Raw genomic sequence first — 25,710 nt, forward strand, 5'->3', positions numbered from 1 at the left:
AAAGGAGAGATGACTTATGTATATGCCGAGTATTTTTAATAATAGTGTATTTGATAACTTTGATAACTGGATGGATTTTTCCTTCCCAAGCTTTAACCAGAGACTGTATGGTGCTTCCTCTTCCCAGCTGATGAAGACGGATGTCAAGGAAACCGATAAGGATTATGAAGTTTCCATCGACCTGCCGGGCTTTAAGAAAGAAGAGCTCCAGATTGAACTAAAAGATGGTTATCTGACCGTCAGCGGTTCGAAGGAAGTTTCTTCCATGGAAGAGCCGAAGGAAAATCAGAAGGATGCCAAAACCACAGAGTCGGATGCTTCCAAGAAAGATGATAAAGCCGAGCAGAAGCCGGTTAAATACATCCGTCAGGAACGTTACAGCGGAAACGTAAGCAGAAGCTTCTACGTCGGCGAGAACCTAGAGGAAAAGGATATCCATGCCAAATTTGAAAATGGCACTCTGACCCTGACCTTCCCGAAAGAGCTGGAAAAGAAAGCGGTTGAAGAGAAGCATTTCGTTTCCATCGAAGGTTAATAATCAGATAGGCAGCTGCGGCTCACACATTGTGTTGCCAGCAGCCAGATAGCTTCAGGAGCTGTCGCAGGAATGCGGCAGCTTCTATCATACCCAATCTTTTATCATAACCTAAATAATTGAAACTTAAATCACTGCATCTACGGAGGTGATAATCAATGGCAGAGAAAAGAGACTATTATGACATACTGGGGATAAAGCGGGACGCCAGTGCGGAGACGATCAAAAAGGCATTCCGGAAACTTGCCAAAAAGTATCACCCGGATTCCAATGCCGGTAATCCCCAGGCAGAGCAGATGTTTAAGGATGTCAACGAAGCCTATTCGATCTTAAGTGATCCAGAAAAAAAGAAACTCTACGATCGCTTCGGTCACGCCGCATTTGACCCGAACAGCGCCGCATACGGCGGAGCTGGCGGTGCCGGCGCTTCTGGAAATGGTCCATTTGGCTCCGGCTTTGGCGGTACCGATCAGGGCGGTTCCTGGCACTATCAGAGCGGTCCGGGCGGTTATGCAGAATACCATTTTACCGGGGATGACATGGACGATATGGGTGACATTTTTGGAGATATGTTTGGCGGCATGTTCCACGGCAAGAGTTCGGGCGGCAGTTCCCGCAGCCGACATTTCACGGGCGGTTCCGGGTTTGGCAGCTCTGGGACTCATTTTACCGGTGGCTCCAGTTTTGGCGGTTCTAGCGCTCATTTTGGCGGCGGGTCTGGCTTTGGCGGCTTCGGCGGCAGTCAGGGCTTTCACAGCGCCGATTTCCGTGAGAAAGGTTCTGACCTCACGTCCGATGTAACCATAAGCTTTGATGAAGCCGTATCCGGCTGCGAGAAGCTCATCACTCTGCAGAACCCACAGACCGGCAAGCGCCAGTCTTTACAGGTTCACATCCCAGCGGGCATCGATACCGGTAAATCTATCCGTCTGAAAGGAAAAGGCATGCCGGGAACGGGCGGCGGCGAGGCGGGCGATCTTCTTTTAAATATTACCGTCACCGCAAAACCGGGATGGGAGCGCAAGGAGATGGACGTTTACTCGACCGTCCGCATTCCGTTTACCACCGCAGTCTTCGGCGGTGAGGCGCTGGTTTCCACCCTGTACGGCAATGTCCTGTGCAAGATCGCAGCCGGGACGCAGTCGGGAACCAAGATTAAATTAAAGGGAAAAGGCGTTGTTTCCATGAAGAATCCGTCCATCCATGGTGATCAGTACGTGACAGTTCAGATCGATGTTCCGAACCATCTGACCCCTGAGGCAGAACAGAAACTTCGCGAATTTGAACACGCCTGTGGACTGGATAAAAATGGTCACGGCGGACATAACGGCAGGAGCGCAGCTTGATGGCTCCTGCCTTTTTTATTTTCTCAATTTGCAGGCACACCTATTCCAAGCTGCACCCGCGTTTCCCGCCTGGACATTTCATCAGTCAAAAAACATTTTCACTTTTATGATTTTTAATTTAATTTTTTATATGCAAATGAACTTCTATTTTTCTATTATGAAATCATTTCATTTTTCTACTTTTCCGTTTTTTCTTCTTTTTCTCCCTCCCTGCCTCTGTTTTCTTGTCTATTTTTTCTGTTTTTCTCACTATGAATTGTATCTTTTTAGATAATTTATCATAACCCTTGTATCTAATCTCTTATTTATGTTATACTAAAACCAATATTTTATCGAAAATATATCGTTTATTTTTTCACACTTATGAAAGGAGTTACACACCCTATGAGCAGACTCGTCATTCCAACCAACAGCGAGGCTCAGAATGTCGTAGAGGGACTTTATAAGGATCTGGAGCGGCGCATCATCGCCAGCCCGCCAGGTCTTTGTCCTGTCGACCTGACCGCTGCATTTTTAAAAATGTGCCATGCACAGACCTGCGGCAAATGCGTTCCCTGCCGAATCGGTCTCGCGCAGCTCTCCAATCTTCTGGAAGACATCCTGAACGGAAAAGGAACCATGAAGCATTTAACCATGCTGGAGGAAACAGCCCGTGTCATCGAAAGCACGGCTGACTGTGCCATCGGCTATACCGCTGCCCAGATGGTTTTAAAAGGACTGGACGGCTTCAAAGAGGATTTTATGGAACATATCTTACACAACCGCTGCCGCAGTAATCTTGATCAGCCGGTTCCCTGCGTAGCTCTGTGCCCGGCCGGAGTTGATATTCCGGGTTACATCGCCCTGACCGGCGAAGGACGCTATGCCGATGCAGTCCGCCTGATCCGCAAGGACAACCCATTCCCAACCGCCTGTGCGCTGGTATGCGAGCACCCATGCGAGTCCCGCTGCCGCCGCAACATGCTGGATAATTCTATCAATATCCGCGGTATCAAACGTGTAGCTGTGGATATGGCAGGATATGTACCGGCACCGGTCTGTCCAACCTCCACCGGTAAGCGCATCGCGATCATCGGCGGCGGCCCCAGCGGCCTGAGCGCTGCTTATTATCTGCAGCTGATGGGACATCAGACCACTGTATTTGAAAAACGCAAGAAACTCGGCGGCATGCTGCTGTACGGAATTCCAAGCTACCGCCTGCCACGAGAGCGCCTGCAGGATGATATCAATGTCATTCTGGAAACCGGTGTGGAAGTCCGTCTTGAAACTTCGGTCGGAAACGATCCAGGACAGCTGTCTCTGGATGAACTCCGCAAAGAATATGATGCTATCTACATCGCCATCGGTGCTCATAGTGATAAAAAGATTGGTATCGAAGGAGAAGATGCCGACGGTGTTATCTCAGCCGTTGAATTCTTACGTGCCATCGGTGACGGCAAATATCCGGATCTTACCGGCAAGAAGGTCTGTGTCATCGGCGGCGGCAACGTAGCCATGGACGTAGCCCGTTCTTCTGTCCGCCTGGGTGCAGACAAGGTGGCAGTTGCCTACAGACGCCGCAAAGCTGATATGACAGCTCTTCCGGAAGAGGTTGAAAGTGCCATGGCTGAAGGCGTAGAGATCATGGAACTTTACGCACCGGAGCGGATTGAAGCAGACGAGGACGGCCAGGTAAAAGCTCTCTGGGTAAGCCAGCAGATGCCGGGAGAAATCCGCGGCGGACGTCCTTCACCGAAGGCTATCGGCACCGACTCTATCCCGGTTGAATGTGATATCGTCATCGCAGCTGTGGGGCAGGGCATCGAAAGCCGTTACTTCGTAGAACAGGGTATCGACGCAAAATGGGGCATCATCCAGGCAACCGGATGGACCTCCATTCAGAATATGCCGGGTATTTTCGCCGGAGGCGACTGTGCAACCGGACCGGCAACCGTGATCCGTGCAATCGCTGCCGGCAAGGTAGCCGCAGCCAACATCGACCAGTATCTCGGCTACAACCACGAGATTACCTGCGATGTGAAGATTCCGGAACCGGATCTCTCCGACCGTACTCCTTGCGGGCGTGTCAACCTGACAGAGCGACCTGCCGGAGAACGCAAATGTGACTTTACACTTACCGAATGCGGCATGAGCCTCAAGGAGGCTGGCCAGGAAGCCAGACGCTGCCTGCGCTGTGATCACTTCGGTTATGGAAACTTCAAAGGAGGGCGGACCACATCATGGTAAATACGAATCTTGTATCCATCAAAATTAATAATATACCACTGCAGGTTCCTGCCGGAACCCGGATTCTGGACGCCTGCCGCGACAACGGTTTTCACGTTCCTTATCTTTGCTATCTGAAAGATATCAATGAGATCGGTGCCTGCCGTGTCTGCGTTGTAGAAGTGAAGGGAATCCACCATCTCGTTACCTCCTGCAACAACCAGGTGCAGGAAGGCATGGAGATTCTCACAAACTCCCCGCGGGTCCGCGAAGCCCGCAAAATCAACGTGGAACTGCTTCTTTCCCAGCATCACACCAACTGTCCCACCTGTGTGCGCAGTTCCAACTGTGAATTAAAACAGGTGGCAAGTGATCTGAACCTGACCGTTGACCGTTATAAAAACGAATATCCGGAAATGATCTGGACTTCTACTTTCCCACTGATTCGCGATGCTGGAAAATGCATCAAATGTATGCGCTGCGTCCAGATCTGTGATAAGATCCAGACCTTAAATATATGGGATGTATCCGGAACCGGTTCCCATACCACGGTCGATGTTTCCCACAATCTGGAAATCAAAGAATCCGACTGTTCTCTCTGCGGACAGTGTGTAACCCACTGCCCCACTGCCGCTCTGCAGGAGAGAGATGATGTGGAATCCATCAACGGTATTCACGGCGAACTGGCAAACGAGGAGAAGGTAACCGTTGCAGTGGTAGCTCCGGCCGTCCGGGCCGCATGGGGTGAAGAATTTGGTCTTTCGCCGGAATTTGCTACTGACAGACGTTTCGTATCCACCTTAAAATCCGTTGGATTTGACTATGTATTCGATGTTGACTTTGCAGCCGACCTGACCATTATGGAGGAAAGCAACGAGCTTTTAGCCCGCTTACAGCAGCCGGATAAATACAGCTGGCCTATGTTCACCTCCTGCTGCCCTGGCTGGGTCAGCTTTGCAAAGAGCCAGTATCCGGAGCTTCTGCCGCAGCTTTCCACTGCCAAGTCCCCGCAGCAGATGTTCGGTGCTGTCATCAAAACTTATTTTGCACAGAAAAAAGGCATTGCACCGGAAAATATCACCTGTGTTTCCATCATGCCGTGTATGTCCAAGAAGCGCGAACTGACTCTTCCGGGCATGGACAGCGCCGGAACCGGACAAGATATTGATTATGTTCTGACCACCCGTGAGATATGCCGTCTCATCAAGGCCGATCATATCGATGTATCCAGACTTCCGGAGTGCGATTTTGACGATCCTCTCGGTGAAGCAACCGGAGCCGGTGTGATCTTCGGTGCCAGCGGCGGCGTACTGGAAGCAGCGCTTCGTACCGCTTACCACACCGTAACCGGTGAAAATCCGGAGATCGACGAGCAGAGTCCGCTGAAGGTTCTGCGCCAGATCGGTTCCTTTAAGGAACTGGAAATCGATATCAAGGGTGTGAAACTGCACTGTGCAGCACTCAGCAGCCTAGGAGAGGCCAGACGCCTCATTCAGGCGATGAAACGCGGCGAATGCCACTATGATTTCGTTGAAGTCATGGCATGTCCGGGCGGCTGTATCAACGGCGGCGGTCAGCCGATCCGCCCATCCTTCCAGAATAAGCCGAAGGACTGCGCAGACCGCGACCAGTGCCTGCGTGCTTATGATGTAAACAGCGCAATCCGCTTCAGCCATGAAAACAAGGCCGTTCAGACACTGTATGACGAGTATCTTGAAGCTCCTCTATCCGATCGTGCACATCATCTGCTGCATGTGGAGGAATATTAATATATCCAAACGGTCACACAACAAAACCCCAGAGAGTTGCCGCTCTCTGGGGTTTTGTGTCATTCACAGATGACCAATCTGAGGCTAGTTACCAACTACTTACTCTATCTTCTCTTCTAACCTCTCAGCCTCTCTTCAATCTCCTCCATCTCCGGAATTGCCGAGATTCCGCCGCGGCGTTCGACGCACAGGCTTGCCACTGCGTTGCCGACCCTGCCAAACTGAATCATCTGCGCCCGGGTCAGGTGTTCCGGCGAGGTTTCTTCCTGCAGATAGGAGGCGAGAAAACCGCCCCAGAAGGAATCACCAGCGCCGGTTGTATCGACCGCATGGGAGGAAAAGCCCTCCGCTTTTACGATTCCATTTTCATTGCCGATCAGTGCGCCATCTCTTCCGAGCGTCACTGCCACCAGGTGCACGCCCTGACGGAGCAGATACTGAATCGCTTCCTCCGGGTCCTGATACGGGGTCAGAAGCGAGGATTCTTCATCCGAAATCTTCATCATATCTACATAGGGAATCAGCGACTGCATCCGAAGCTGTGCGGTCTCCGGATCACTCCAGAGCGCCGCCCGGTAGTTCGGATCGTAGGAAATCACCGCACCGCTGTTTCTAGCAATATTGATCGCCTCATAGGTTGCCGTCCGGGATGGATCATCGGTCAGCGACAGGGAACCGACATGAAATACTCTCGTATTTTCCAGGAGCTCCGGATCGATCTCTTTCATGCACAGATTCGTATCTGCCCCCGGCTTTCTCGCAAAGGCAAATTCGCGCTCCCCGTTTTCTTTCAGGCTTACAAATGCAAGCGTGGTAAAATACTTCTCATCCTGAATCAGGTTGTCCGTATTGATACCTGCCCGGATCAGGGTTTCCTTCAGGAAATCACCGTGCATATCCTTACCCACCTTGCCAATAAATGCTGTCTTCCTTCCAAATTTCGCAGCCGCCGCCAGCAGATTGGCCGGCGCACCTCCCGGATTCTGCTCAAACAGACGCATTCCCTGCTGTGAAACGCCTGCTGGAGTAAAATCAATCAGAAGCTCTCCCAGCGCTGTGATGTCTGTTTTTATTCTCATACGAATCATCCTCCGTATTACAAGTTATATCAATGGTGCCGCCATCCAGCCCTCTCACAGGCGGACAGCCACATCCGTTCGTCTCTCACAAGGAATTTTACTTCCGAATCGCCATATTTGCAAATTCTACTTTCGCGTCCTGCGCCAGCAGACCGAGCTCGTACTCCGGTTTCCGGAAAATACGATAGGTAAACGCCACCTGCTCGCCCACAAATACCTCTACCATGTCATGATCCACCGAAATCTTGACGTCGATTGCCGCGCCATTTTCAATCGCGAAGGTTTTCTCTGCCACGCGCACGCCATCCGGTCCCGGTTCCGTTGCTTTCGGAACCGCCTGGCAGGACTGCTCCCAGAACGGGTCAACTCCCATCGGCAGGGACAGAAGGGACACTCGCTGCATCGCCACATCAAACTCTAAGAACAGGCAGCCGCTTGCCTCCCAGTCGGATTTCAACAGGATTCCGAAGGAATCATTCGCTTCTTTCGGGATCACCGTGCCGGTAAACAGGAACTTTTCTTCCGGCTGCTCCAGGAAACCATACGAGGTTGTCCCGCATCCATCCAGCTCAACCGTTGTATCTCCATACAGCTTGTATTCTCCCATGACCGGAAGGTATTTCCAGTCAACTTTCTCTTTAAAGCAGTTTACATATTCTTCCGGAAGCTTCACGTCCAGCTGTCCGTCTGCCGTTGCAACGACCTCATGCGGAATACAGAACGTGCCGCCCCAGTACCACTCGCCGCGGTCGCTGTTTTCTGCACGGTCATGCGCCCAGGCAAAATAGAAACGGCGCCCGTTGTCATCCTGCATGGATTTAGCTGCATAGAAGCGGCGTCCGCCGATGCCGTCTTTCTTCGGCTTTTTCCACGGTCCAAACGGAGATTTGGAAGTGCGGTAAATCGTGTTGACAAACTCGGAAAAGCGGGAATAGGAAAGATACCAGGTATCGCCTATCTTGTACATCTCGCTGCATTCCGGACAATTCGTATTGCCTGCCGAATACAACGGACCATAATACTCCCAGTTTACCAGATCTTTCGAGCGGTACAGGACGATACAGCCGCGTCTTGTCACCGGCATATCCAGCCGTCTCGCCGAGATCAGAATCCAGTAGCATTTATCTTCCTCATTATAAAATACATACGGATCACGCCAGTCCAGCTTTTCATATAACTCTATCATCGGCGTGATAACCGGGTTTGCCGCGTCCTTCGTCCAGGTGATACCATCCTCGCTCGTCGCATGGCAGATCGTCTGCTGATATTCTGCCGTCAGGCAGTAACCCGTATAGAATGCGTGATATTTTCCTTCGCCGTAGATAACCGATCCCGTCCACACGCCGGACGCATCCGGCTCATCGCCCTCGCCCGGATACAGTGCTGTCGGCAGCTCCTCCCAGTGCACCAGATCCTCCGAAACAGAGTGGCTCCATGTAGTACGCAGTCTCGCCGGATATACCGTGGTTCCTGGCGGGGATGTCAGTGAAAAAATATGATATTTACCTTCATGATAAAACGGAATCGCGTCACCGGTCGAATCCGCAAATGACATTTTTCTGAAAAAGTCCATTCTTCTCTCCTTGCCTTTCTAAATGTGCTCTTGGAATCATTTCTTTTTTCTGAGGAGTGCCAGATTGCCCTTCTGGGAATCCAGTACAACCGCGCAGGCAATGATCAGACCCTTTACAATCAGCTGCCAGTAGGAGCTGACACCGATCAGATTCAGACCATTGGAAATAATACCGATTACCATCGCACCAAATACTGTGCCGCTGATACGTCCGCGTCCGCCTGCCATCGAGGTTCCGCCGAGGACACAGGCTGCGATCGCATCCATCTCATAGCCACTTCCGACGGACGGCTGTCCGGAATACATTCTCGATGCCAGAACCAGACCTGCAAACGCCGCCAGGGCGCCCGACAATGTAAACACGATGATCTCGACTTTCTTGATCGGAACACCAGAGAGACGCGCCGCCTCACGGTTTCCGCCGATTGCATACACATAGGTACCAAATTTTGTTTTAGAAAGCAGAAAACTAAATACGATAATTAAAATAACCATATAGACAACCGGCAGCGGAATAATGTTAAACAGATAACCCGTTCCGATTGCAATGAAAAACTTATCCGTAATACGGGTGGACTGTCCGCCCGAATATACATACGCGATACCGTTGCAGACATTCATCATTGCCATCGTAATGATAAATGCCGGAACACGGAATTTCGATACAACCATACCATCAATCAGACCAGCCACAACACCGATGATGATGCCAGCCGCAATCGCCACGCCAATCGGAAGTCCCTGATTAACTACAAATCCTACGGTCAGAGTTCCGCTCATCGCTACGATCGCGCCAACTGCCAGATCGATGTGTCCGAGAATAATAATCAACGTCATTCCCAGTGCAATGTATGTATTAATGGAAATCTGTCTGAGCACTGAAATGATATTGCTCGGTGTCAAAAATTTATCGGTTGCCAGTGCGACTACCACACATAAGATAACCAGCACTCCAATAATTCCTGTATTTCCGGTAAATACCGAGAGTACCGAATTGCCTGCTGTACTTTTCTTTCCGTTCATCACTCTTCGCCTCCTGCTGCATACTGCATGATTCTCTCCTGATCCAGTTCTTCTCTTCCGAGCATTCCCGTCATTTTTCCCGCCTTGATGACACATACGTTATCGCACATATTGATGATCTCCGGCAGCTCGCTGGATACCATGATAACGGCGATACCCGCCTTCGCCAGCTCATTAATAACGGAATAAATCTCAAACTTCGCATTGACATCGACGCCTCTCGTCGGCTCGTCCAGAATCAGGACATCCGGCTTGATTGCCAGCCATTTTCCAAGGACAATCTTCTGCTGGTTTCCGCCGGAAAGACTTCCCGCTTCCACCAGTTCCACCCGGTCTGCCACTGCTTTGATATGAAGCTTTTCTTTATAATAATCAATCACTTCCTGACATTTCCGGTCGCTGATGGCAATTCCGTTAATATAAGAGTCAATCGATGCCAGCGTGAGGTTAAAACCGACCGTATCGCCAAGGACAAGTCCCTGTTTTTTCCGATCCTCCGGCACCAGTCCGATGCCCGCCTTGATTGCCTGGATCGGTGTCGTGAAGCGGACTTCCTTTCCATTTAAAAGAATGGTTCCGCTCTGGTATTTTCTGGCTCCAAAGATACATTCCATGATCTCGCTTCGTCCGGCTCCGACCAGACCCGCAAATCCCAGGATCTCTCCCTTTCTTACCCGGAAGCTGATATCTGAGAACACACCCTCACAGGTTAAATTCTTCACTTCCAACGCCGTTTCTGCATGTCCCAGATCGTTGTAATCTCTGGCATAGAAGCTCTCTAACTCCCGTCCTACCATCATGGCTACCAGCTCGTTCGCATTCGTCTCCGATGTTTTTTTCGTTCCCACATAGGCGCCATCGCGGATGATGGTAACCCGATCCGAGATCCGGAACAGTTCTTCCATACGGTGGGAAATATATATAATGCTTACCTGTTTTGCTTTTAATCTCTCAATGATTCCAAATAACTGTTCTACCTCGTCATTGGAAAGGGAGGACGTCGGCTCGTCCATGACGATGATCCGTCCGTCGAAGGATACCGCCTTTACAATCTCAACCATCTGCTGCTGGGCGATCGTCAAAGATTCTACCAGCGTATCCGGGTGGATATTGACCCCGAGGTTTGCCAGCATCTCGCCTGCCCGGCGGTTCGTCTCCCGCATATCCACGGTGCCGAATTTCGTCTTGATTTCCCGTCCCAGGAACAGGTTCTGCGCGACCGTCAGATACGGAACCAGGACGATCTCCTGATGTATGATTCCGATTCCTTTCTCCTGGGCGTCCGAAACACCATTTATCTCAACTTCCTGACCATTAATCTTGATTGTTCCGCTGTCCGGTTTATAAATTCCTCCAAGGACCTTGATAAGCGTTGATTTACCCGCTCCATTTTCTCCCAGAAGCGCATGAACCTCGCCCATTTCCAGGGAAAAATTGATCCCTGACAATGCATAGATCCCGGAAAAACTTTTCTTGATATCTATCATTTCCAGAATTGTTTTTCCCATAGAACCCTCCGTTTTTTAGAAATGCGGCAATGAACCCCATCGCCGCATTTTCCATGTTTTATTTTATTTCACGTAACTATTAAGCTTCCTCGCAGTTCATTACTGCCAGTCGTTCAGAGTCTTCTCTGCCTCTTCTTTCTCTACCAGATGGGAATCCAGATATACTTTCTTCTCATCGATTGCGGTATCGCCGCCTACATATTTCTCAGCTGCGTCAAATGCATATTCTGCAATCTGAAGCGGAACCTGGCATGCAACTGCGGTGAACTCACCGTCTAAGAGTGCCTGTTTTCCATCCGGGGATGCATCGATGCTATATACACCGATCTCGCCGGTCTTGTTTGCTGCCTTGATAGCTGCTGCCGCACCCAGGGCAGACGGGTCATTGATACAGAAGAATGCTTCCAGATCCGGGTTTGCTGTGATGATATCCTCAGCCAGTCCCATCGACTGATCGAGCGCTGCACCGCCATCCTGCTGTGCTACAATCTCAAATTTATCCTTCTGATCGCCAAGACCCTCAAGGAAACCATTGACACGATCCACGCAGCTTTCATTGGACGGGAAATCCAGAACTGCAATCTTTGCGCCATCCGGATAATCTTTCGTCATCTGCTCGCCCACTAACTGACCTGCCATGTATGCGTTGGTTCCAACGAACTGTGTCACGAACTGTTCGATATCATCATCGATGACTGCGGTATCTACGTTGAAAATCGGAATGCCTGCGTCTGCAATCTCAGCCAGTCCGGAGGTAATACCTGCGGAGTCAACCGGGATAACAAATACTGCATCGTAACCGCTGTTTGCACAGTCAGATAACTGGCTGAGCTGCTTGTTTAAATCATAATCCGGATCCAGGCAGGTATAGGAAATGCCGTTTTCCTTGCACAGCTCGCTGAGCTTTGCATCAATGGAACTCTGGAAAGTATTGTTTAAAGTATTCGTACAGAATGCAAACGATAAATCGCTGGTCTTTGCCTCAGCCCCCTGCGTATCTGCCGCTGCCTCAGAAGCATCGGCTGCCGCTGTTGTATCGGTACTGCTGGAAGAGCCGCATCCTGCCAGCATTGCTGCCATCATGCAAACTGAAAGACCTGCTGCTGTAAATCTAAGACTTTTTTTCATAAATCTGATCCTCCTCTTACTTCATCACTGTTTAGTGCATTTCAAACGGATTGTTATAGTTTTTTTACGTAAAAAATTTTCTCTCTGGAAGGAGTCTCCCTGTCTGATATCTAGATATTACTCTATTCCATGCCCTTTCGTCAATACTCTTGTGGCATATTGCACTAATTTCAGCGATATATTCATCCTGTTTTATTGATATTTATGCATTTCTACCGTTCCTTTTAATTTTTTACGTAAATTTCATTCATCTTATCGTTTTACCCCAATTTTTGTGCTATAATCAAAAACAGAAATATAAAACTGCGGCAAATCCAAATCCAGCCGCGCAGGAACCGCCGGACTAAATCCGTACCAGCAAGGGGGAGTTTTATGACCATCAAAGAAATCGCCGCAAAGGCAGGCGTCTCCATCGCCACCGTTTCCCATGTTATCAACCATACGCGCTATGTCAGCCCGGAACTGGTGGATAAAATCGAAGCTATTATTGAAGAAAGTGGATATTCTGAAAAAATCAAAAAAAAGGTGCGTAAAATCCGCAGCGGACGCAGTTCACAGATTGTCGCTGTCTTTCCAAATATCAAGAGCGCGCTCTACTGCGATCTGTGCAATCAGCTGCAGTCCTACGCGACCAGCCAGGGCTATCAGTTTTACACCGCCGTCACCAACGACAACCTGGAAGAGGAGAAAAGCATCCTGCAAAACTTAATCTCCAGTGCCAAGACCATCGGCATCTTTCTCTCCCCGGCAAGCAGCAATCCGGCTGCCTATTCATTTCTCTATGAATCCGGTATCCCGTTTGTCTGTGTCGAACGATTCATCGATGACGATGTCACTCCACGGATCCTTTTTGATTACACCAAAGCATTTCACTCCGCTACTTCCTATTTTTTTGAGAGCGGACACGAAAATGTGCTGTTTCTGGTAGAAAAAACAGACAGCCTCGCCAAACAGGACAAGATTGCCGGATATGAGCGGGCGCTTCTCTCCGCCAACCATACCCTGAGCAGTTCCTGCATCGCGGAGATCAATCTGTATCAGTCCAGTGATACCATCAGCCTGAATATTCAGAAAAGCATCACCCGGTATCTCCCCACCGCTATCATCGCCGGTGGAAACCGGCTGACTATGTTTCTTCTCAAGGCGCTGCGGGAGCTGGGAAAAGACTGTCCGCGCGATATTTCCATCATCGGATTTGACGATATGCTCTGGTGCGAGCTGACCGCCCCACCGCTATCCTGCATCCACCGGGACATCGACCAGATGGCAGAACTCACCTCGCAGGCACTCTTTGACGAGATCAACCACCTCTCCGGCGCGCCTTTGACCCGCTATGCAGATGTAGAGCTGATTTTGCGTGATTCCACCCGGATCATCGACAACGGTCCGCTCGGTGAACACGCCGTCTCCCCGGACAGCATTCGCCTCTCCAAGGAGGAAAAACAGCTTTTGCGAACTGGAAATTACCGCGTCGCCATCTCCTTCCACTACACTGGAACTGCCTGGGCTGCCCTGCATCAGAAAGGCATCCGGGATGAACTGGAACAGTACGGAATCGATATTATTTCCACCATGGACGCCCATTTTGATCCTGCCCTCCAGAATATGCAGCTCGAAAGCATCAAAATGCAACACCCGGACGCCGTCATCGCCATCCCCACCGACGATGTCCAGACGGGTCCGGCATTTCAGGAATTGTCCAAAATGACGCGGCTGGTCTTTTTAAGCAATGTCCCGCAGAATTTCAGCCGGAACAATTACGTCTCCTGTATCTCCGTCAATGAGCGGGAAAATGGCACCAATACAGGGCGCATGATCGGCGAATACCTGAAAGAAAAACCGCACGCCAAAGTCGGCTTCATCATCCACGGCGCCATGTTTTACGGCACTACCGAGCGTGATAACTGTGCCGAAAAAATATTAAGGGAATCCTATCCCGACATTGAAATCACTGCCAGAAAGGGATTTATTCAAATTGAAAATGCCTACAAGGTATGCTATGAGATGATAAACGAGCACCCGGATATCCAGGCGCTCTATGTGAGCTGGGACCGCCCCGCCCTGCTCGCCATCAAGGCCCTAAAAGCTTTGAACCGGACAGATATTGCTGTCTTTACCACAGATCTGGATTTTGAGATTGCAGAAGAAATGAATCAAGGATTTGTAAAAGGACTCAGCACCCAGAGACCATATGACCAGGGAAAAGCGGCCGCTCTTGCAGTCGCCAAATCCCTTGTCAGCAATAACGTCCCCAAATATATCGGCGTGCAGCCCTATGTGGTTCATGAAAAACAGCTGAAACGTGCCTGGAAGGATATTTTCTTTGAGGCACTGCCGGAGGAGCTGGGGGAGAAGGTAACAGTTCACAGGTAGGAATTTTCTGAACTGAAAATTCCGTACGATACAGTTCCGACAGCAGATTTTGCCGATTTGGAATGCGTAGCATCGGCAAAATCCCGTTGCTGGGCACACGTGTGTGAACAGTAACGGGAGAAGCAGATGGGTCAGTAGCTATTTTCCAAACCCATACACCTCTTCCGGATATGGGCGCATCCCGCTTTCTTTTAAAATCTTGCCAACCACTTTCCCCCATGATATGATAAAGTTATTCGTAACAATTCCGTATCTTCAGAAAGGAGCATCATCGATGGCACCCCTAAAAATCCCTGTTGGTATTTCTGATTTTAAAAAGCTGCGCGAAGACGGCTATTATTATATTGATAAAAGCGGGCTGATCGCTGATCTTCTGACGAACAACTCGGAAGTCACCCTGATTACCCGCCCGCGTCGTTTTGGAAAAACACTGGCGATGAGTATGCTTGCCAATTTTTTTGATATTCGAAAAAAAAGCCAGAATCTTTTTACCGGACTTCAAATCGAATCTCGTCCAGATCTATGCCAGGCATGGATGAATCAATTTCCGACGCTCTTTCTGACCTTTAAGGATGTAGACGGACTGGATTATGCTTCTGCCAGGGATATGCTCCGCTCCCAGATTGCCCGTCTCTGCAATGAACACAGCTATCTGGCAGACAGCCCTTCGGTTAATGAAAATGATCGGAAAGAGTTTATACAGCTTGCCGATATTGTCGATGGAAAACCGACGGATACTATGTTAAAAACCAGCATTCTGCTCTTGATGCGTATGATGCAGGCACATTTCCAGAAGCCCGTCATTCTGCTTCTGGATGAATATGATGTACCGCTTGCCAAAGCCAGCGCAAATGGTTATTATCCCCAGATGCTGGAACTGATGAAATCTCTCATGAGTACAGCACTGAAAGATAACAGTACCCTGCGTTTTGCCACCATTACCGGCTGTCTGAAAATCGCAAAGGAAAGTATCTTTACAGGAACCAACAACTTTGTTTCTGATACAATCTCATCTTCGTCACTGGATGAATATTTTGGATTTACCCAGGTCGATATGAAGAAACTTCTTTCAGATGCCGGCATGATTGAACGAGCATCTCAAATCAAAGACTGGTACGACGGTTATCACTTCGGTGCTTCGGATGTCTATTGTCCATGGGATGTGATGAATTACCTCCTCGACTGCCAGAAAAAGCCACAGGCTAAACCCATCGGCTACTGGAAGAATACCAGTGATAATGCAATCATCCGTTCTTTCATCGACTATGCCGGAAGCAATATCACAATGAAACTGGAGACTCTTTTGTCTGGCGGTTATATTCTCCAGCATGTGGAGGAAAATCTGACATATGATTACCTCCATTCCTCCGAAGATAATCTGTGGAGTATCCTGTATCTCACCGGCTACCTGACACAGGCTCGCATCGATAATCTTCCTGATGGTTTAACTGCCCTGATGATTCCGAATGCCGAAATCCGGGAAATCTTCGAAAGTACCATTCTAAAATGGTTTAACGACAGCGCCCAAACCTGGAATCGGGAACAATTATTTTGTGCTGTATGGCACGGCAACACCGACCTGCTCACACAGGAGATGAATGCCCTGCTGCGTATGACAATCAGCTACCATGATTATAAAGAAGATTTTTATCACGCCTTTTTAGCCGGAATTTTTGCCGGAGCCGGATATGTCGTAGAATCAAACCGTGAACACGGTGAAGGACGAAGCGATGTGATTGTATATGATCTGCACGGTGGACGAATGGCGATTTTTGAGGCGAAATATTCGAAAACATTGAAAAAACTCAGCGATGACTGTGACAATGCCCTGCGCCAGATCGATGAACGCATGTATGCAAAAGAATTTGAGGGAAATTATGATGAAATTTTCTGTTATGGAATTTCTTTCTTCAAGAAACGGTGTATGGTAAAGGGGATAGGTAAATAATGCTGTCATCTGTTTTTATACACAAATAGGGGGGCTGTCGCATTTACAAATACGCTGGTCGATCACCCTATTTTATAGCCAAAAGGAGGTAAACGTGGAATCCTTCTATCGGATGGAAGAAGTGATCATTGCGATCCTTCAGGAGATTGCAGAAGCTTAGTATTTAGCATAACATAGAAAGCCCCGGAATTACAAAACTCCGGGGCTTTTGCTATGAATGTATGAAGTTTTACAGTCTTGAAATGACTGCTTCTACATATTCTTCTGTCGTTGCGGTTCCGTGCAGATCTCTTGTCAGGTGCTTGCCCTCTGCCAACACATCATCCACAGCCTTGCGGATGCGTCCGGCTGTTTCATTTTCACCTAAGTACTCTAACATCATGCAGGCAGACCACAGGAATGCAGTCGGATTTGCCAGGTGCTTGCCGGCAATATCCGGTGCGCTGCCGTGTACGGCCTCAAACATAGCATAGTCAGAACCGATGTTGCTGGATGGAACCAGACCCAGCCCGCCGATCAGACCGCTGCACAGGTCTGAAAGAATATCTCCGTACAGGTTCTGCATTACCATAACATCAAACTGGTTCGGGTTCATAACAAGCTGCATGCAGGTATTGTCGATGATTTTATCATCGCCTTCAATCTCCGGATATTCCTTTGCGATCTCCTTAAAGATGGAAAGGAACATGCCATCGGACATTTTCAAGATATTTGCCTTATGAATACAGGTTACTTTCTTCCGTCCGTTCTTTTTCGCATACTCAAATGCATCGCGGATAATGCGCTCGCTGGCCTGTCTTGTGACAATCTTAATTGCATGAACCGTATCCGGATTTACCTGCTCCTCCACACCGACATAAAGTCCTTCTGTATTCTCGCGGAAAATCACGATATCCACATTCTTAAATGGCGTTTTCACTGCTGCGTTGGACTTAACCGGGCGGATATTGGCATACAGGTCATACTGTCCGCGGAGTGTTACATTCAAAGAGCGGAAGCCCTTTCCAACCGGAGTCGTAATCGGGGATTTTAAGAGTACTTTGGTGCGCTCGAAGGAAGCATATGCTTCCTCCGGAATCAAGGCACCATTGCGTTTCCACTCATCCTCACCAACATTGAAAATTTCATATTCCAGCTGAGCATCTGCCGCTTTTAAGATTTTTAATACATTATCAACCAGCTCCGGTCCGATACCATCGCCGCGAAATACTGTAATTTTATGACTCATTTCTTTATCCTCCTTCTTGATTTTCCAAATCGTAACTGTTCAGTACCTTCACAGTCACGCACAGTAAATGCGCAGACCTACTGAACAGTTACTTCCAATCTTCATATTTCATCGAAAGCTGCCAGAACAGGCTGACAGCTTTTCGAACAAACAACTTCTTAATCAAATTTCCCTTACAGAACAACTGCTACAATCAGGTTATATACCGCACAGCAGATAACGCTGATAGGTACTGCTACAAAGAGAAGACGGTTGAATAAGTGATTTCGGTCTTCCTCGTTTCCGCAGGAACCAAGAATCAGGCTGCCGCCGGATGAGAACGGGCTGATCGCACTGCTCTGTGCACCAAGAATCGTGCAGGCAAAGAGTGCTGCCGGATTTAATCCGGTTGCTGCCGCAAGTCCCGGAATCAGCGGGAACAGGGCCGGTGCTACAACACCTGTTGTAGAGCTGAAGAAACTCATAAATGCACCTACAAAGCTGAATGCCAGCGGAATCAGGGCTGTCGGAACGTTAGAGCCAATCCATGCGGATAATGCATCAATGGTACCGGCCTGAACTGCAACGGCGATAAGCATACCGGCTCCGGCAATCATGAGGATGGTGTTCCACGGAACACGTGCAATCACTTCCTTCTGCGGTGCCAGGTCAAAGAGCAGTGCAATGATGGTAAAGCAGAATGCCACCAGTCCTACATCAACCTTTCCAGCAATTTTTCCAATCAGTTCATTACCAGGAACTGCCATCTTTAAGAGCGGGAATACCAGGACAATTACCATCATCAGAATCATTAAATGCAGGGTTGTTTTCTGCTTCTTGTCAAACGGCTCCGGGCGATTGAACGTTACGCCTTTTCCGATACCGCGGTTGCTCTTGAAACCGAAGCGGAAAATTGCAATCAGAATCAGGGAAAATACAATCGCGAAACCAAAAATTTTCATTTCATCTACAAAGGAATTCGTTGCTTCAAATGCCGGTTCTGCTTCATAAGCAGTATCAATCAGACCGCGGAATACGACGCCCAGCGAAGCTGTGGGGAAGTTTCCGCCTGCCAGTGCACCGCAGTTGATCGCCACCGCACCAGTCAGCTTGTCCATCTTTGCTTCCTCACAGATAAGGATGGTAATCGGTGCCAGGAATGCCAGAACGGTAAAGTATGCAGCACCCATAACAGAAAGTACAACTGCTACAAAAAATAATGCAAAGGGAAGCATACCCGGAAATTTACGGCACATATAGAGAAGACTGGCCGACATTTTTTCAAGGGTTCCATTCACAGCTGCAAAGTTGTAAAACAGTGATACTGACAGGATGACGAACATGGTGCTGACCGGCCAGAAGCCAATCAGTTGTTTTGTTTTTAATCCCATGCCAAAACAACCAATCAAATATGCAAAGGCAATACAGAAAAATCCCGTATTGATTTTCGTTTTATATCCCAATATAACGGCAACCGCAATGGATGCCACCAAAACTGCACTTAACATGTGATGCGTCCCCCTATTCTTCGATGCCCAACAGTTTTGCCGGAATAGTGTGTGTCATATGGTACACCTGCTCCTCCGGAATTCCATGATCTACCAGATACTGCATATATTCCGCCAGTGCCAGCTCCCAATGCGGATTTTCTGTCTGACCGCCATCGGTATCAACCATGACATTTTTATAGCCAACCTCTTTGATAAGCTCCAGGTTATCTGCCAGATTGCTCTTGTACTTTCCGCCACCCATGTTCTGTGCATAGCAGCGCTCTAAGATAACGTCATAATCCTTTACCAGACGAAGCTGATCCTCATGGCTCATGCCTACAATCCACCATTCCGGATGGGTTACAACGATGTTTTTTACTCCCATATCCCGGGCAGCTTCCACAACAGTGAAAATCTCCTCCGGTGCAATATGTGCGGTTCCCAGTACAGCGTTGTGGTCACGAATCAGCTCCAACACTGAACGCAGCTCCGGTACAATTTTACCATCTTTCACCACTTCCACGCACTGGCTCAGATCCTGATTCATCTTCTGCATATGGTTTTTTGCCGACTGGGTCGGAAGCCATACTACCTTAGCACCCAGACGAAGCGCCACATCGACTGCCTTCGGATTGATGCCGCCGACTACCTTATTTAAGGTAATACTGCCAAACATCGTAAAATTGTTCGTTTCCCCGTGTACAATTTCGTTGTGGCGGTTGCACAGATACGCCCGATCCATCGTGGTTCCCTGATGCGTCTTGATGACGATAGCGCGTGCCCCAACCCGGATCGCCGCCTCCATCAGTTCGAAATCATCATACGCCCGCAGACGCAGATCCGGATTCGTGTGAACGTGCATGTCGATAACACCCTTCATTAAATCCTGTTTCATCTTGCTTATTCCTCCTATTTATAATCGTCCACAGAGACTTTTTCAAAGCTGCGTTCCCTCGCCGGATTCCTATTCGATTTTCCAGCCGCTGCTTCAGTCTCTGCCATTGATTTTTGCTTGTTTTTATCTTATACTATTTTTGTTATAGGAGAAAGGCAAGATTTGTTATACCAGATATCGGAAATTTCGATACCTCGTAAGGGAGATTTTCATGGATTTAAAGGAACTAGACTATATCGTAACCGTCGCCAACGAGGGAAGCATCTCCCGCGCGGCTGAAAAACTGTTTATGGCGCAGTCGAGCTTAAGCCAGGCGGTCCGCCTGTTTGAACAGGATCTGGGGACGCCGATTTTCGTCCGTACTGCCCGCGGGGTCCGTCCAACCTCTGCCGGGGAGGCATTTATTTTCCATGCCAGACAGATTTTACAGCAGTACCAGGAGGCACGCAGCGAGGCTTCGGATATTGAAAATTTAAAGGGCGGCACTGTCATCTTCGGCATCAGTACCTACCGGGGAACCTACCTGCTGCCGCCGGTCCTGAAAAAATTCCATGCCCTGTATCCACGGGTTCATGTGGAGATCTGTGAGATGGACAGTATTGATCTGGAAAATAAGATTTTAGAGGGGCTTTTAGATCTGGCGCTGATCGCCGCGCCGCCGGTTCGGATCAAACACGGTGTGGATTTCCTGATGCGGGATGAGATCATGATCGCCACCACCGCCGACCACCCGGTCATGGCGTTTGCGAAGCCATGTGAATCGGAGCCGGAACAGATGTGGATCGACCTAAAGGACACCGCACCATTTGAGTATATTCTGGGACCGCCCAGCACCGTCCTCGGACGGACTGGCCGCCGCTCCCTGCGCGAGGCTGGCGTGGAACCGCTGGGACTCGACACCTACCTCTCCGCCTCCTTTGCTGCGGCGATGGCGCGGGAGGGGGTCGGACTCGCGTTTACCTACCGTTCCTGCCGCATCATGCGGGATGAGTTCCGCTATCTGCGGATCGGGAAAGATGGTATTTTCCTCGATCTGGCGCTCGCCTGGCCCGCTGGAAAATACCGCTCGCGGGCGGCGATGGCGCTCGCGAAGCTGTTTCAGGAGATGGCGCCGGAGCTGCTGCGGAAATAATTTTCGCGAATTAAACATCAAAACAAAACGTTTCAGCGCTGCTGGATTTACCGTTTTTCCGTTTTCTAACCATTTTCATTCTATCAAAAACAGCCGCCCCGCGATTCATTTCATCCTTCGCGAAGCGGCTGTTCTTTTAACTATATTTACTCAAAGCAAACCCGCTCTGCCCCTTCAATCTGAAGAGTGGTCTGGTAGAATTTCGTCAGTGCGCGGATTGCGTACTCAACGTCCTTCACACCTGCCGTTTCGTAGCAGGAATGCATCGCAAGCTGCGGCAGACCGATATCGACGGCATGGACGCTGACCTGCGTGTTGGAAAGGTTTCCAAGGGTGGAACCGCCTAAAATATCACTGCGGTTTGCAAACACCTGAACCGGAACACCTGCCTCATTGCAGACATTCGTAAATACCGCACGGCTGAATGCGTCCGTGGTGTATTTCTGGTTCGCGCTCTCCTTGATGACGATACCTTTGTTCATCCAGGAGCAGTTGACCGCATCCGTTTTCTCCCCGTGGTTCGGGTGAACGGCGTGTGCGTTGTCACAGCTTACGAGGAAAGAACCGGCAACTGCCTGATAGTAGTCCTCCGGCGTCTTGCCAAGCGCACCGTTGATGCGGTGCAGGACATCCTGTAAGAAGGTGGACATCGCACCCTGCTTCGTATTGGAACCAACCTCCTCATTGTCGAAGCAGCAATATACGCTGACATCGCGCTCATTCTTCGCCGCCAGAAATGCTTTCAGGGAAACGTAAGCGCACTGTAAGTCGTCCAGTTTCGGGCTGGAAACGAACTCGTCCGCATAACCCCAGATCGTACCCGGCTGACGGTTTACAAGGAAGAGATCTTTGCCTAAAATATCTTCCACGGCCACGCCAAGCTCTTTTGCGATCATCGCGTCAAACGCGCCCTTTTTCAGCGCTCCGGCAGAAAACAGCGGGCATAAATCAACCTGGCGGTTGTATTTGTATCCATTGTTCACCTCACGGTTGAAATGAATCGCTACGTTCGGAATGATGAACAGATCTTTATCGATGTACAGAAGTCTCGCGCTCACGCCCTGACCGTCCTTTACCAGCACACGGCCTGCGACAGTCAGAGGGCGGTCAAACCAGGTGCTGTCGATCATGCCGCCGTATGCTTCTACATCGAGACGCAGATACTCGCCCGGACCATTTAACTCCGGTACATTCTTGATCTTGTAAGTCGGTGAATCACTGTGGGAGGCGCACATCTGGAAATGGTAATCGCCCAGTTCCTTTCCGACGCGGAACGCAATGATACTGGAATGGTTGCGGATCGTGTAATACGTTCCGCCCTGCTTCACGTCCCAGCAAGTTCTCTCCGGCAGATAGGTAAAACCTGCCTCATCCAGCATTCCCTTGATCGTCTCAATCGAATGAAACATACTCGGGCTGTTCTCAATAAAAGTCAATAATTCCTTCGCAGCATTCATCATGCAGACTTCCCTTCTCTCTTCTTAATCGCCGGTAAAATCAGTCCCAGTGCTACCAGAACGACTGGTGTGATGACATTCAGCATGGTTGTGTACAGATCACCCTGTTTGTACATACCTAATAAGCAGCAGGCTGCGGTCAGGATAAAGCACCATGCGCCAAAGCCCAGTGCCACTCCGTTGTTCTTCACAAAACGATACTCGCGCTCAAACTTATCTGAATGTTTGCGAAGCATGAAGTACGCAAAGAATACCCACAGATAACGCATCGGCATGGTAACCGAATTAAGCTGTGTCAGCTGGCGCAGAACCGTATCCGCATTCGGAACCAAAACCTGAGCCAGAATGATGGAACCGGACAGGATGACTACCATCCAGATACCATTGACGTAAGCGCCAAATTTGTTTTTCTTTAAGAGCTTGGTCGGGATGAACTGACGCGCATCCTCGTTGTCAAGCAGCATACGAAGCGGTGCATCGATGCTGACTACCAGCGTCGAGAACTGGCCGATCGCGTTGCAGGCTGCATAAATGATCATAATCAGGTTTCCAACGCCGTAATACTCACCCAGTTTCTGGAATGCCCAGTACTGTCCATTCGCATTGTAAGAGTCAAAATTAGCCTCAACCAAGGATACATCGAACATCATACCCATCGCGATTGTACCGAAGATCGCGCAGACGATTACCATGATCGCTGCAAAAATCATACTCTTCGGGAATCCCTTGGACGGATCCTCTACCTTGTTTACATATGGGGAGATCTTCTCACAGCCGCCGACTGCAAATACAAGGATGGACAAGCTGCTGAAATACTTCCAATCAAAATGCGGAATCAGGTTTTTCAAGCTGAAATCCACCGACAGGTAACCACCGTTCGGATTGATGACCGGTGCAGCAAACATCAGCAGAATGTACAGGATACTCATGACAAACATACTGGTTCCCGCCAGGGTAGCCAGTTTCTTTAACGGGTTTAAGCCGCGGCTTGCAACCCAGCAGAAGAACAGCAGTACCGCAAAGGTAACTAACTGAACCGCTTTCGTGTTAAAGGACGCATACTTCTCTGCGTTCTGGAAAATCATCCAACTCAGCGCTTTCAGACCGCCGGATCCCTTCGATGCGATGTAGGTGACATGGCAAGCCCAGTAGGTCCAACCTGCGTAGTATGCAGCCTTCGCGCCGGTTGTCTCATGAATCCAGGAGCTGACACCGCCGCCCGAATTCTTAAATGCGGAACCAAGCTCTCCGACCATCAGTGCGTACGGTACAAAGTACAGTGCGAACATCAGAATCCAGGAGAAGATAACCTGTGTTCCATTGAAGTATACGAAACCATTTAAAACGTTTCCAAATCCCCAGAGGGTGGAGAAACACATAAAGGAAAGCATATACCACTTGATTTTGTTTTGTTGTGATTTGTTCATATCTTATTTTCTCTCCTTACTGAAAGTATCTTTTTTATTCTCTCATATGCTGCGTTAATTGTCAAAAGTATTTTTTTATTAACCCAGTATTTTCCAGTCCGAATCGGTAGTATTCTGTAGTTTGTGGCTATTTTTTGTTAAATCCATACAATATGCACCTATTTTTTCCCCAAAAAAAGCGGCGATTCGAAAGAAAACGCCGCTTTTTTCCTCTTGTTTTATAAATATTTTATTATATCATTTTCGATATACACAGCTCCTCCAGCGCCACGTTAACCCCCGCGCAGAGGAAGTGCCAGAGACTTAACTTCTGTCCCTACTTCATATAACCTTTCAGCGCCCACTCATACATCTCGATCGCCTGCTGCAGGTTCATGTTAGCTGTCTCCTTATCGATCTGCTTTTCCAGTACGGAGACTTCCTCGCTCTTGTACTCCATCTGAGTCGCCATGCCAAGCTCCAGCTTCTTCTGCATCGCATTCATCGCCTGCGTCTCTGCTGCCAGAGACGCATCGGCAAGCTGCAGGGCTGTCTGCTTCTGCATGATGTCGTTGTAGAGTGTCTGCATACTGGAGCGGATCGTCTGCTCCTGGTTCTTGATGGTGCGGTCCATGTTTTTCTTATCAGCTGAACCTTCTGCCATATTGGCATAGCCGCGCTTATTGGACTGTAAGGATAGGTTCTGTTGGAGCGCCGTCTGTGTGTCCGCCGCCAGGTTCATTGCCGCGATCCGTCCAAGATCCGCCTGCGGCAGATCCTGGATATCCGGTTCCGCGTCATAGGTCCAGCCGGTCTGGACGCAGAGCTGCTGGTGCTGGGTCTGAAGCCCCGCTTTCGTCTGTGTCAATGTGGATTGAAGCGACTGCAGCGATTTCTGTGCATTTAACACATCAATCTGGGTCGCCTGACCGAGCTGCTGGCGTTTCTGAGTCATCTGCAGTGTCAGTTCCTGCAGTTCCAGCGATTTCTCCATCAGCGGAATTGTCTTTTTGACCTGATTATACGCCGCAAACGCTGCCTCTACCTGTACCACGACCGCATCCTGGCTGTTCATATAGTCCAGACGGTCCATCTCGCTGTCACGGTAGGAGGCATCGGCCGACTGCTGCGTTTTTAATGCATTCTGCTCGACCATCACCGATGCAGACATCAGGCTGGCATACGCACTTGCCATGCCCGGCACTGCCAGATAATCCTCAATCTGGTCTGCCTGATCCCGCAGGTTATCCGCGCTGTCATACAGGTCATTTGCCTGATTGTACTGCTTATCCTGCACTTCCTTCGCATTCTTTGTATCGCGTCCTGCCTGATAGGTTGTCTGGTTGTTTAAATACGTCGGGTTGTACTCCTGTACCAGATACGGCAGCTCGCTGTATTCCATCACATTGTCCTGAAGCTTCGCCCATGTATCCGCATCGTAGGCGAACTGCGGGCTGGCAGCCAGCGCCGCAAATGATCCCTGCAATACCAGAACCGCTGCTGCCGCTGCGCTCAGAAGCGCCGTTTTCCTTCTTCTATGTTTCATTTCCGGTTCCTACTTCCTTTCTGTTCCCATTCACGTTACGGTTCACTCATACGTGTCCAGTAACGGAATTTGCCGTGGCTTCGCATTTAA

General features: G+C 49.3%; 18 protein-coding genes. 7 read left to right on the top strand and 11 right to left on the bottom strand.

Annotated elements, in window-relative coordinates; genetic code table 11:
- Nucleotides 1-16 precede the first annotated feature (16 nt).
- From DW720_RS12770 to DW720_RS12785, 4 genes are all read left to right on the top strand, one after another.
- Nucleotides 17-535 carry an Hsp20/alpha crystallin family protein gene (locus DW720_RS12770; protein ID WP_118743114.1) on the top strand — a complete coding sequence of 173 codons (519 nt, stop codon included), beginning with the start codon at nucleotides 17-19 and terminating at the stop codon, nucleotides 533-535.
- Nucleotides 536-693: 158 nt separating this feature from the next.
- Nucleotides 694-1,881, top strand: a complete 1,188-nt coding sequence (locus DW720_RS12775) for a J domain-containing protein (protein ID WP_118749727.1) — start codon at nucleotides 694-696, stop codon at nucleotides 1,879-1,881.
- Nucleotides 1,882-2,265: 384 nt separating this feature from the next.
- A complete protein-coding gene (locus DW720_RS12780; RefSeq protein WP_118743112.1) occupies nucleotides 2,266-4,107 on the top strand; it encodes an NAD(P)-binding protein in 1,842 nt (613 codons plus the stop codon).
- Nucleotides 4,101-5,855, top strand: a complete 1,755-nt coding sequence (locus DW720_RS12785) for a [FeFe] hydrogenase, group A (protein WP_118749728.1) — start codon at nucleotides 4,101-4,103, stop codon at nucleotides 5,853-5,855. The genes DW720_RS12780 and DW720_RS12785 overlap by 7 nt, the downstream gene beginning before the upstream one ends.
- A gap of 116 nt (nucleotides 5,856-5,971) precedes the next feature.
- Here DW720_RS12785 and DW720_RS12790 read toward each other — a convergent pair whose 3' ends face one another.
- From DW720_RS12790 to DW720_RS12810, 5 genes are all read right to left on the bottom strand, one after another.
- Nucleotides 5,972-6,934 carry a carbohydrate kinase gene (locus DW720_RS12790; RefSeq protein ID WP_182427991.1) on the bottom strand — a complete coding sequence of 321 codons (963 nt, stop codon included), beginning with the start codon at nucleotides 6,932-6,934 and terminating at the stop codon, nucleotides 5,972-5,974.
- A gap of 97 nt (nucleotides 6,935-7,031) precedes the next feature.
- Nucleotides 7,032-8,507: a glycoside hydrolase family 32 protein gene (locus DW720_RS12795; RefSeq protein WP_118743110.1), complete on the bottom strand. Its 1,476-nt coding sequence runs from the start codon at nucleotides 8,505-8,507 to the stop codon at nucleotides 7,032-7,034.
- 36 nt (nucleotides 8,508-8,543) lie between these two features.
- Nucleotides 8,544-9,530: an ABC transporter permease gene (locus DW720_RS12800; RefSeq protein ID WP_107001726.1), complete on the bottom strand. Its 987-nt coding sequence runs from the start codon at nucleotides 9,528-9,530 to the stop codon at nucleotides 8,544-8,546.
- The gene (locus DW720_RS12805) at nucleotides 9,530-11,038 is read right to left on the bottom strand and encodes a sugar ABC transporter ATP-binding protein (protein WP_118743109.1); all 1,509 of its coding nucleotides are present in this window, start codon (nucleotides 11,036-11,038) and stop codon (nucleotides 9,530-9,532) included. Before DW720_RS12805 ends, DW720_RS12800 begins: the two co-directional genes overlap by 1 nt.
- 99 nt (nucleotides 11,039-11,137) lie before the next feature.
- Nucleotides 11,138-12,166, bottom strand: a complete 1,029-nt coding sequence (locus tag DW720_RS12810) for a sugar ABC transporter substrate-binding protein (RefSeq protein WP_107001728.1) — start codon at nucleotides 12,164-12,166, stop codon at nucleotides 11,138-11,140.
- A 372-nt stretch (nucleotides 12,167-12,538) separates the two neighbouring features.
- Between DW720_RS12810 and DW720_RS12815 the strand changes: the two genes are divergently transcribed.
- Both DW720_RS12815 and DW720_RS12820 read left to right on the top strand, forming a co-directional pair.
- Nucleotides 12,539-14,539, top strand: coding sequence for a LacI family DNA-binding transcriptional regulator (locus tag DW720_RS12815; RefSeq protein WP_118743108.1), 2,001 nt, complete (start codon nucleotides 12,539-12,541; stop codon nucleotides 14,537-14,539).
- 274 nt (nucleotides 14,540-14,813) lie between these two features.
- Nucleotides 14,814-16,487: an AAA family ATPase gene (locus tag DW720_RS12820; protein WP_118743107.1), complete on the top strand. Its 1,674-nt coding sequence runs from the start codon at nucleotides 14,814-14,816 to the stop codon at nucleotides 16,485-16,487.
- Between the two features lie 229 nt (nucleotides 16,488-16,716).
- On the opposite strand, the gene DW720_RS12825 is transcribed toward DW720_RS12820, so the two are convergent.
- From DW720_RS12825 to DW720_RS12835, 3 genes are all read right to left on the bottom strand, one after another.
- Complete coding sequence (locus DW720_RS12825; protein ID WP_118743106.1) at nucleotides 16,717-17,715, bottom strand: isocitrate/isopropylmalate dehydrogenase family protein; 999 nt, start codon at nucleotides 17,713-17,715, stop codon at nucleotides 16,717-16,719.
- Nucleotides 17,716-17,888: 173 nt separating this feature from the next.
- Nucleotides 17,889-19,202, bottom strand: coding sequence for an SLC13 family permease (locus tag DW720_RS12830; RefSeq protein ID WP_118749729.1), 1,314 nt, complete (start codon nucleotides 19,200-19,202; stop codon nucleotides 17,889-17,891).
- A gap of 13 nt (nucleotides 19,203-19,215) precedes the next feature.
- On the bottom strand, nucleotides 19,216-20,079 hold the full coding sequence (locus tag DW720_RS12835; protein WP_107001733.1) for a DUF6282 family protein: 864 nt from the start codon (nucleotides 20,077-20,079) through the stop codon (nucleotides 19,216-19,218).
- 211 nt (nucleotides 20,080-20,290) lie between these two features.
- Here DW720_RS12835 and DW720_RS12840 point away from each other — a divergent pair, with 211 nt between their 5' ends.
- Nucleotides 20,291-21,211, top strand: coding sequence for a LysR family transcriptional regulator (locus tag DW720_RS12840; RefSeq protein WP_118652648.1), 921 nt, complete (start codon nucleotides 20,291-20,293; stop codon nucleotides 21,209-21,211).
- A gap of 146 nt (nucleotides 21,212-21,357) precedes the next feature.
- Here DW720_RS12840 and DW720_RS12845 read toward each other — a convergent pair whose 3' ends face one another.
- The 3 genes from DW720_RS12845 to DW720_RS12855 all read right to left on the bottom strand — a co-directional run bounded on the left by DW720_RS12845 (nucleotide 21,358) and on the right by DW720_RS12855 (nucleotide 25,620).
- A complete protein-coding gene (locus DW720_RS12845; RefSeq protein ID WP_347560724.1) occupies nucleotides 21,358-22,671 on the bottom strand; it encodes a M18 family aminopeptidase in 1,314 nt (437 codons plus the stop codon).
- Nucleotides 22,668-24,095: an amino acid permease gene (locus DW720_RS12850; protein ID WP_107001735.1), complete on the bottom strand. Its 1,428-nt coding sequence runs from the start codon at nucleotides 24,093-24,095 to the stop codon at nucleotides 22,668-22,670. The genes DW720_RS12845 and DW720_RS12850 overlap by 4 nt, the downstream gene beginning before the upstream one ends.
- 316 nt (nucleotides 24,096-24,411) lie before the next feature.
- Nucleotides 24,412-25,620 (bottom strand): TolC family protein, encoded by a 1,209-nt coding sequence (locus DW720_RS12855; protein ID WP_118743105.1) that lies wholly within the window; start codon nucleotides 25,618-25,620, stop codon nucleotides 24,412-24,414.
- Between the last annotated feature and the right edge of the window lie 90 nt (nucleotides 25,621-25,710).

The organism is Clostridium sp. AM27-28 (assembly GCF_003480955.1).
Lineage (GTDB): Bacteria > Bacillota > Clostridia > Lachnospirales > Lachnospiraceae > Otoolea > Otoolea fessa.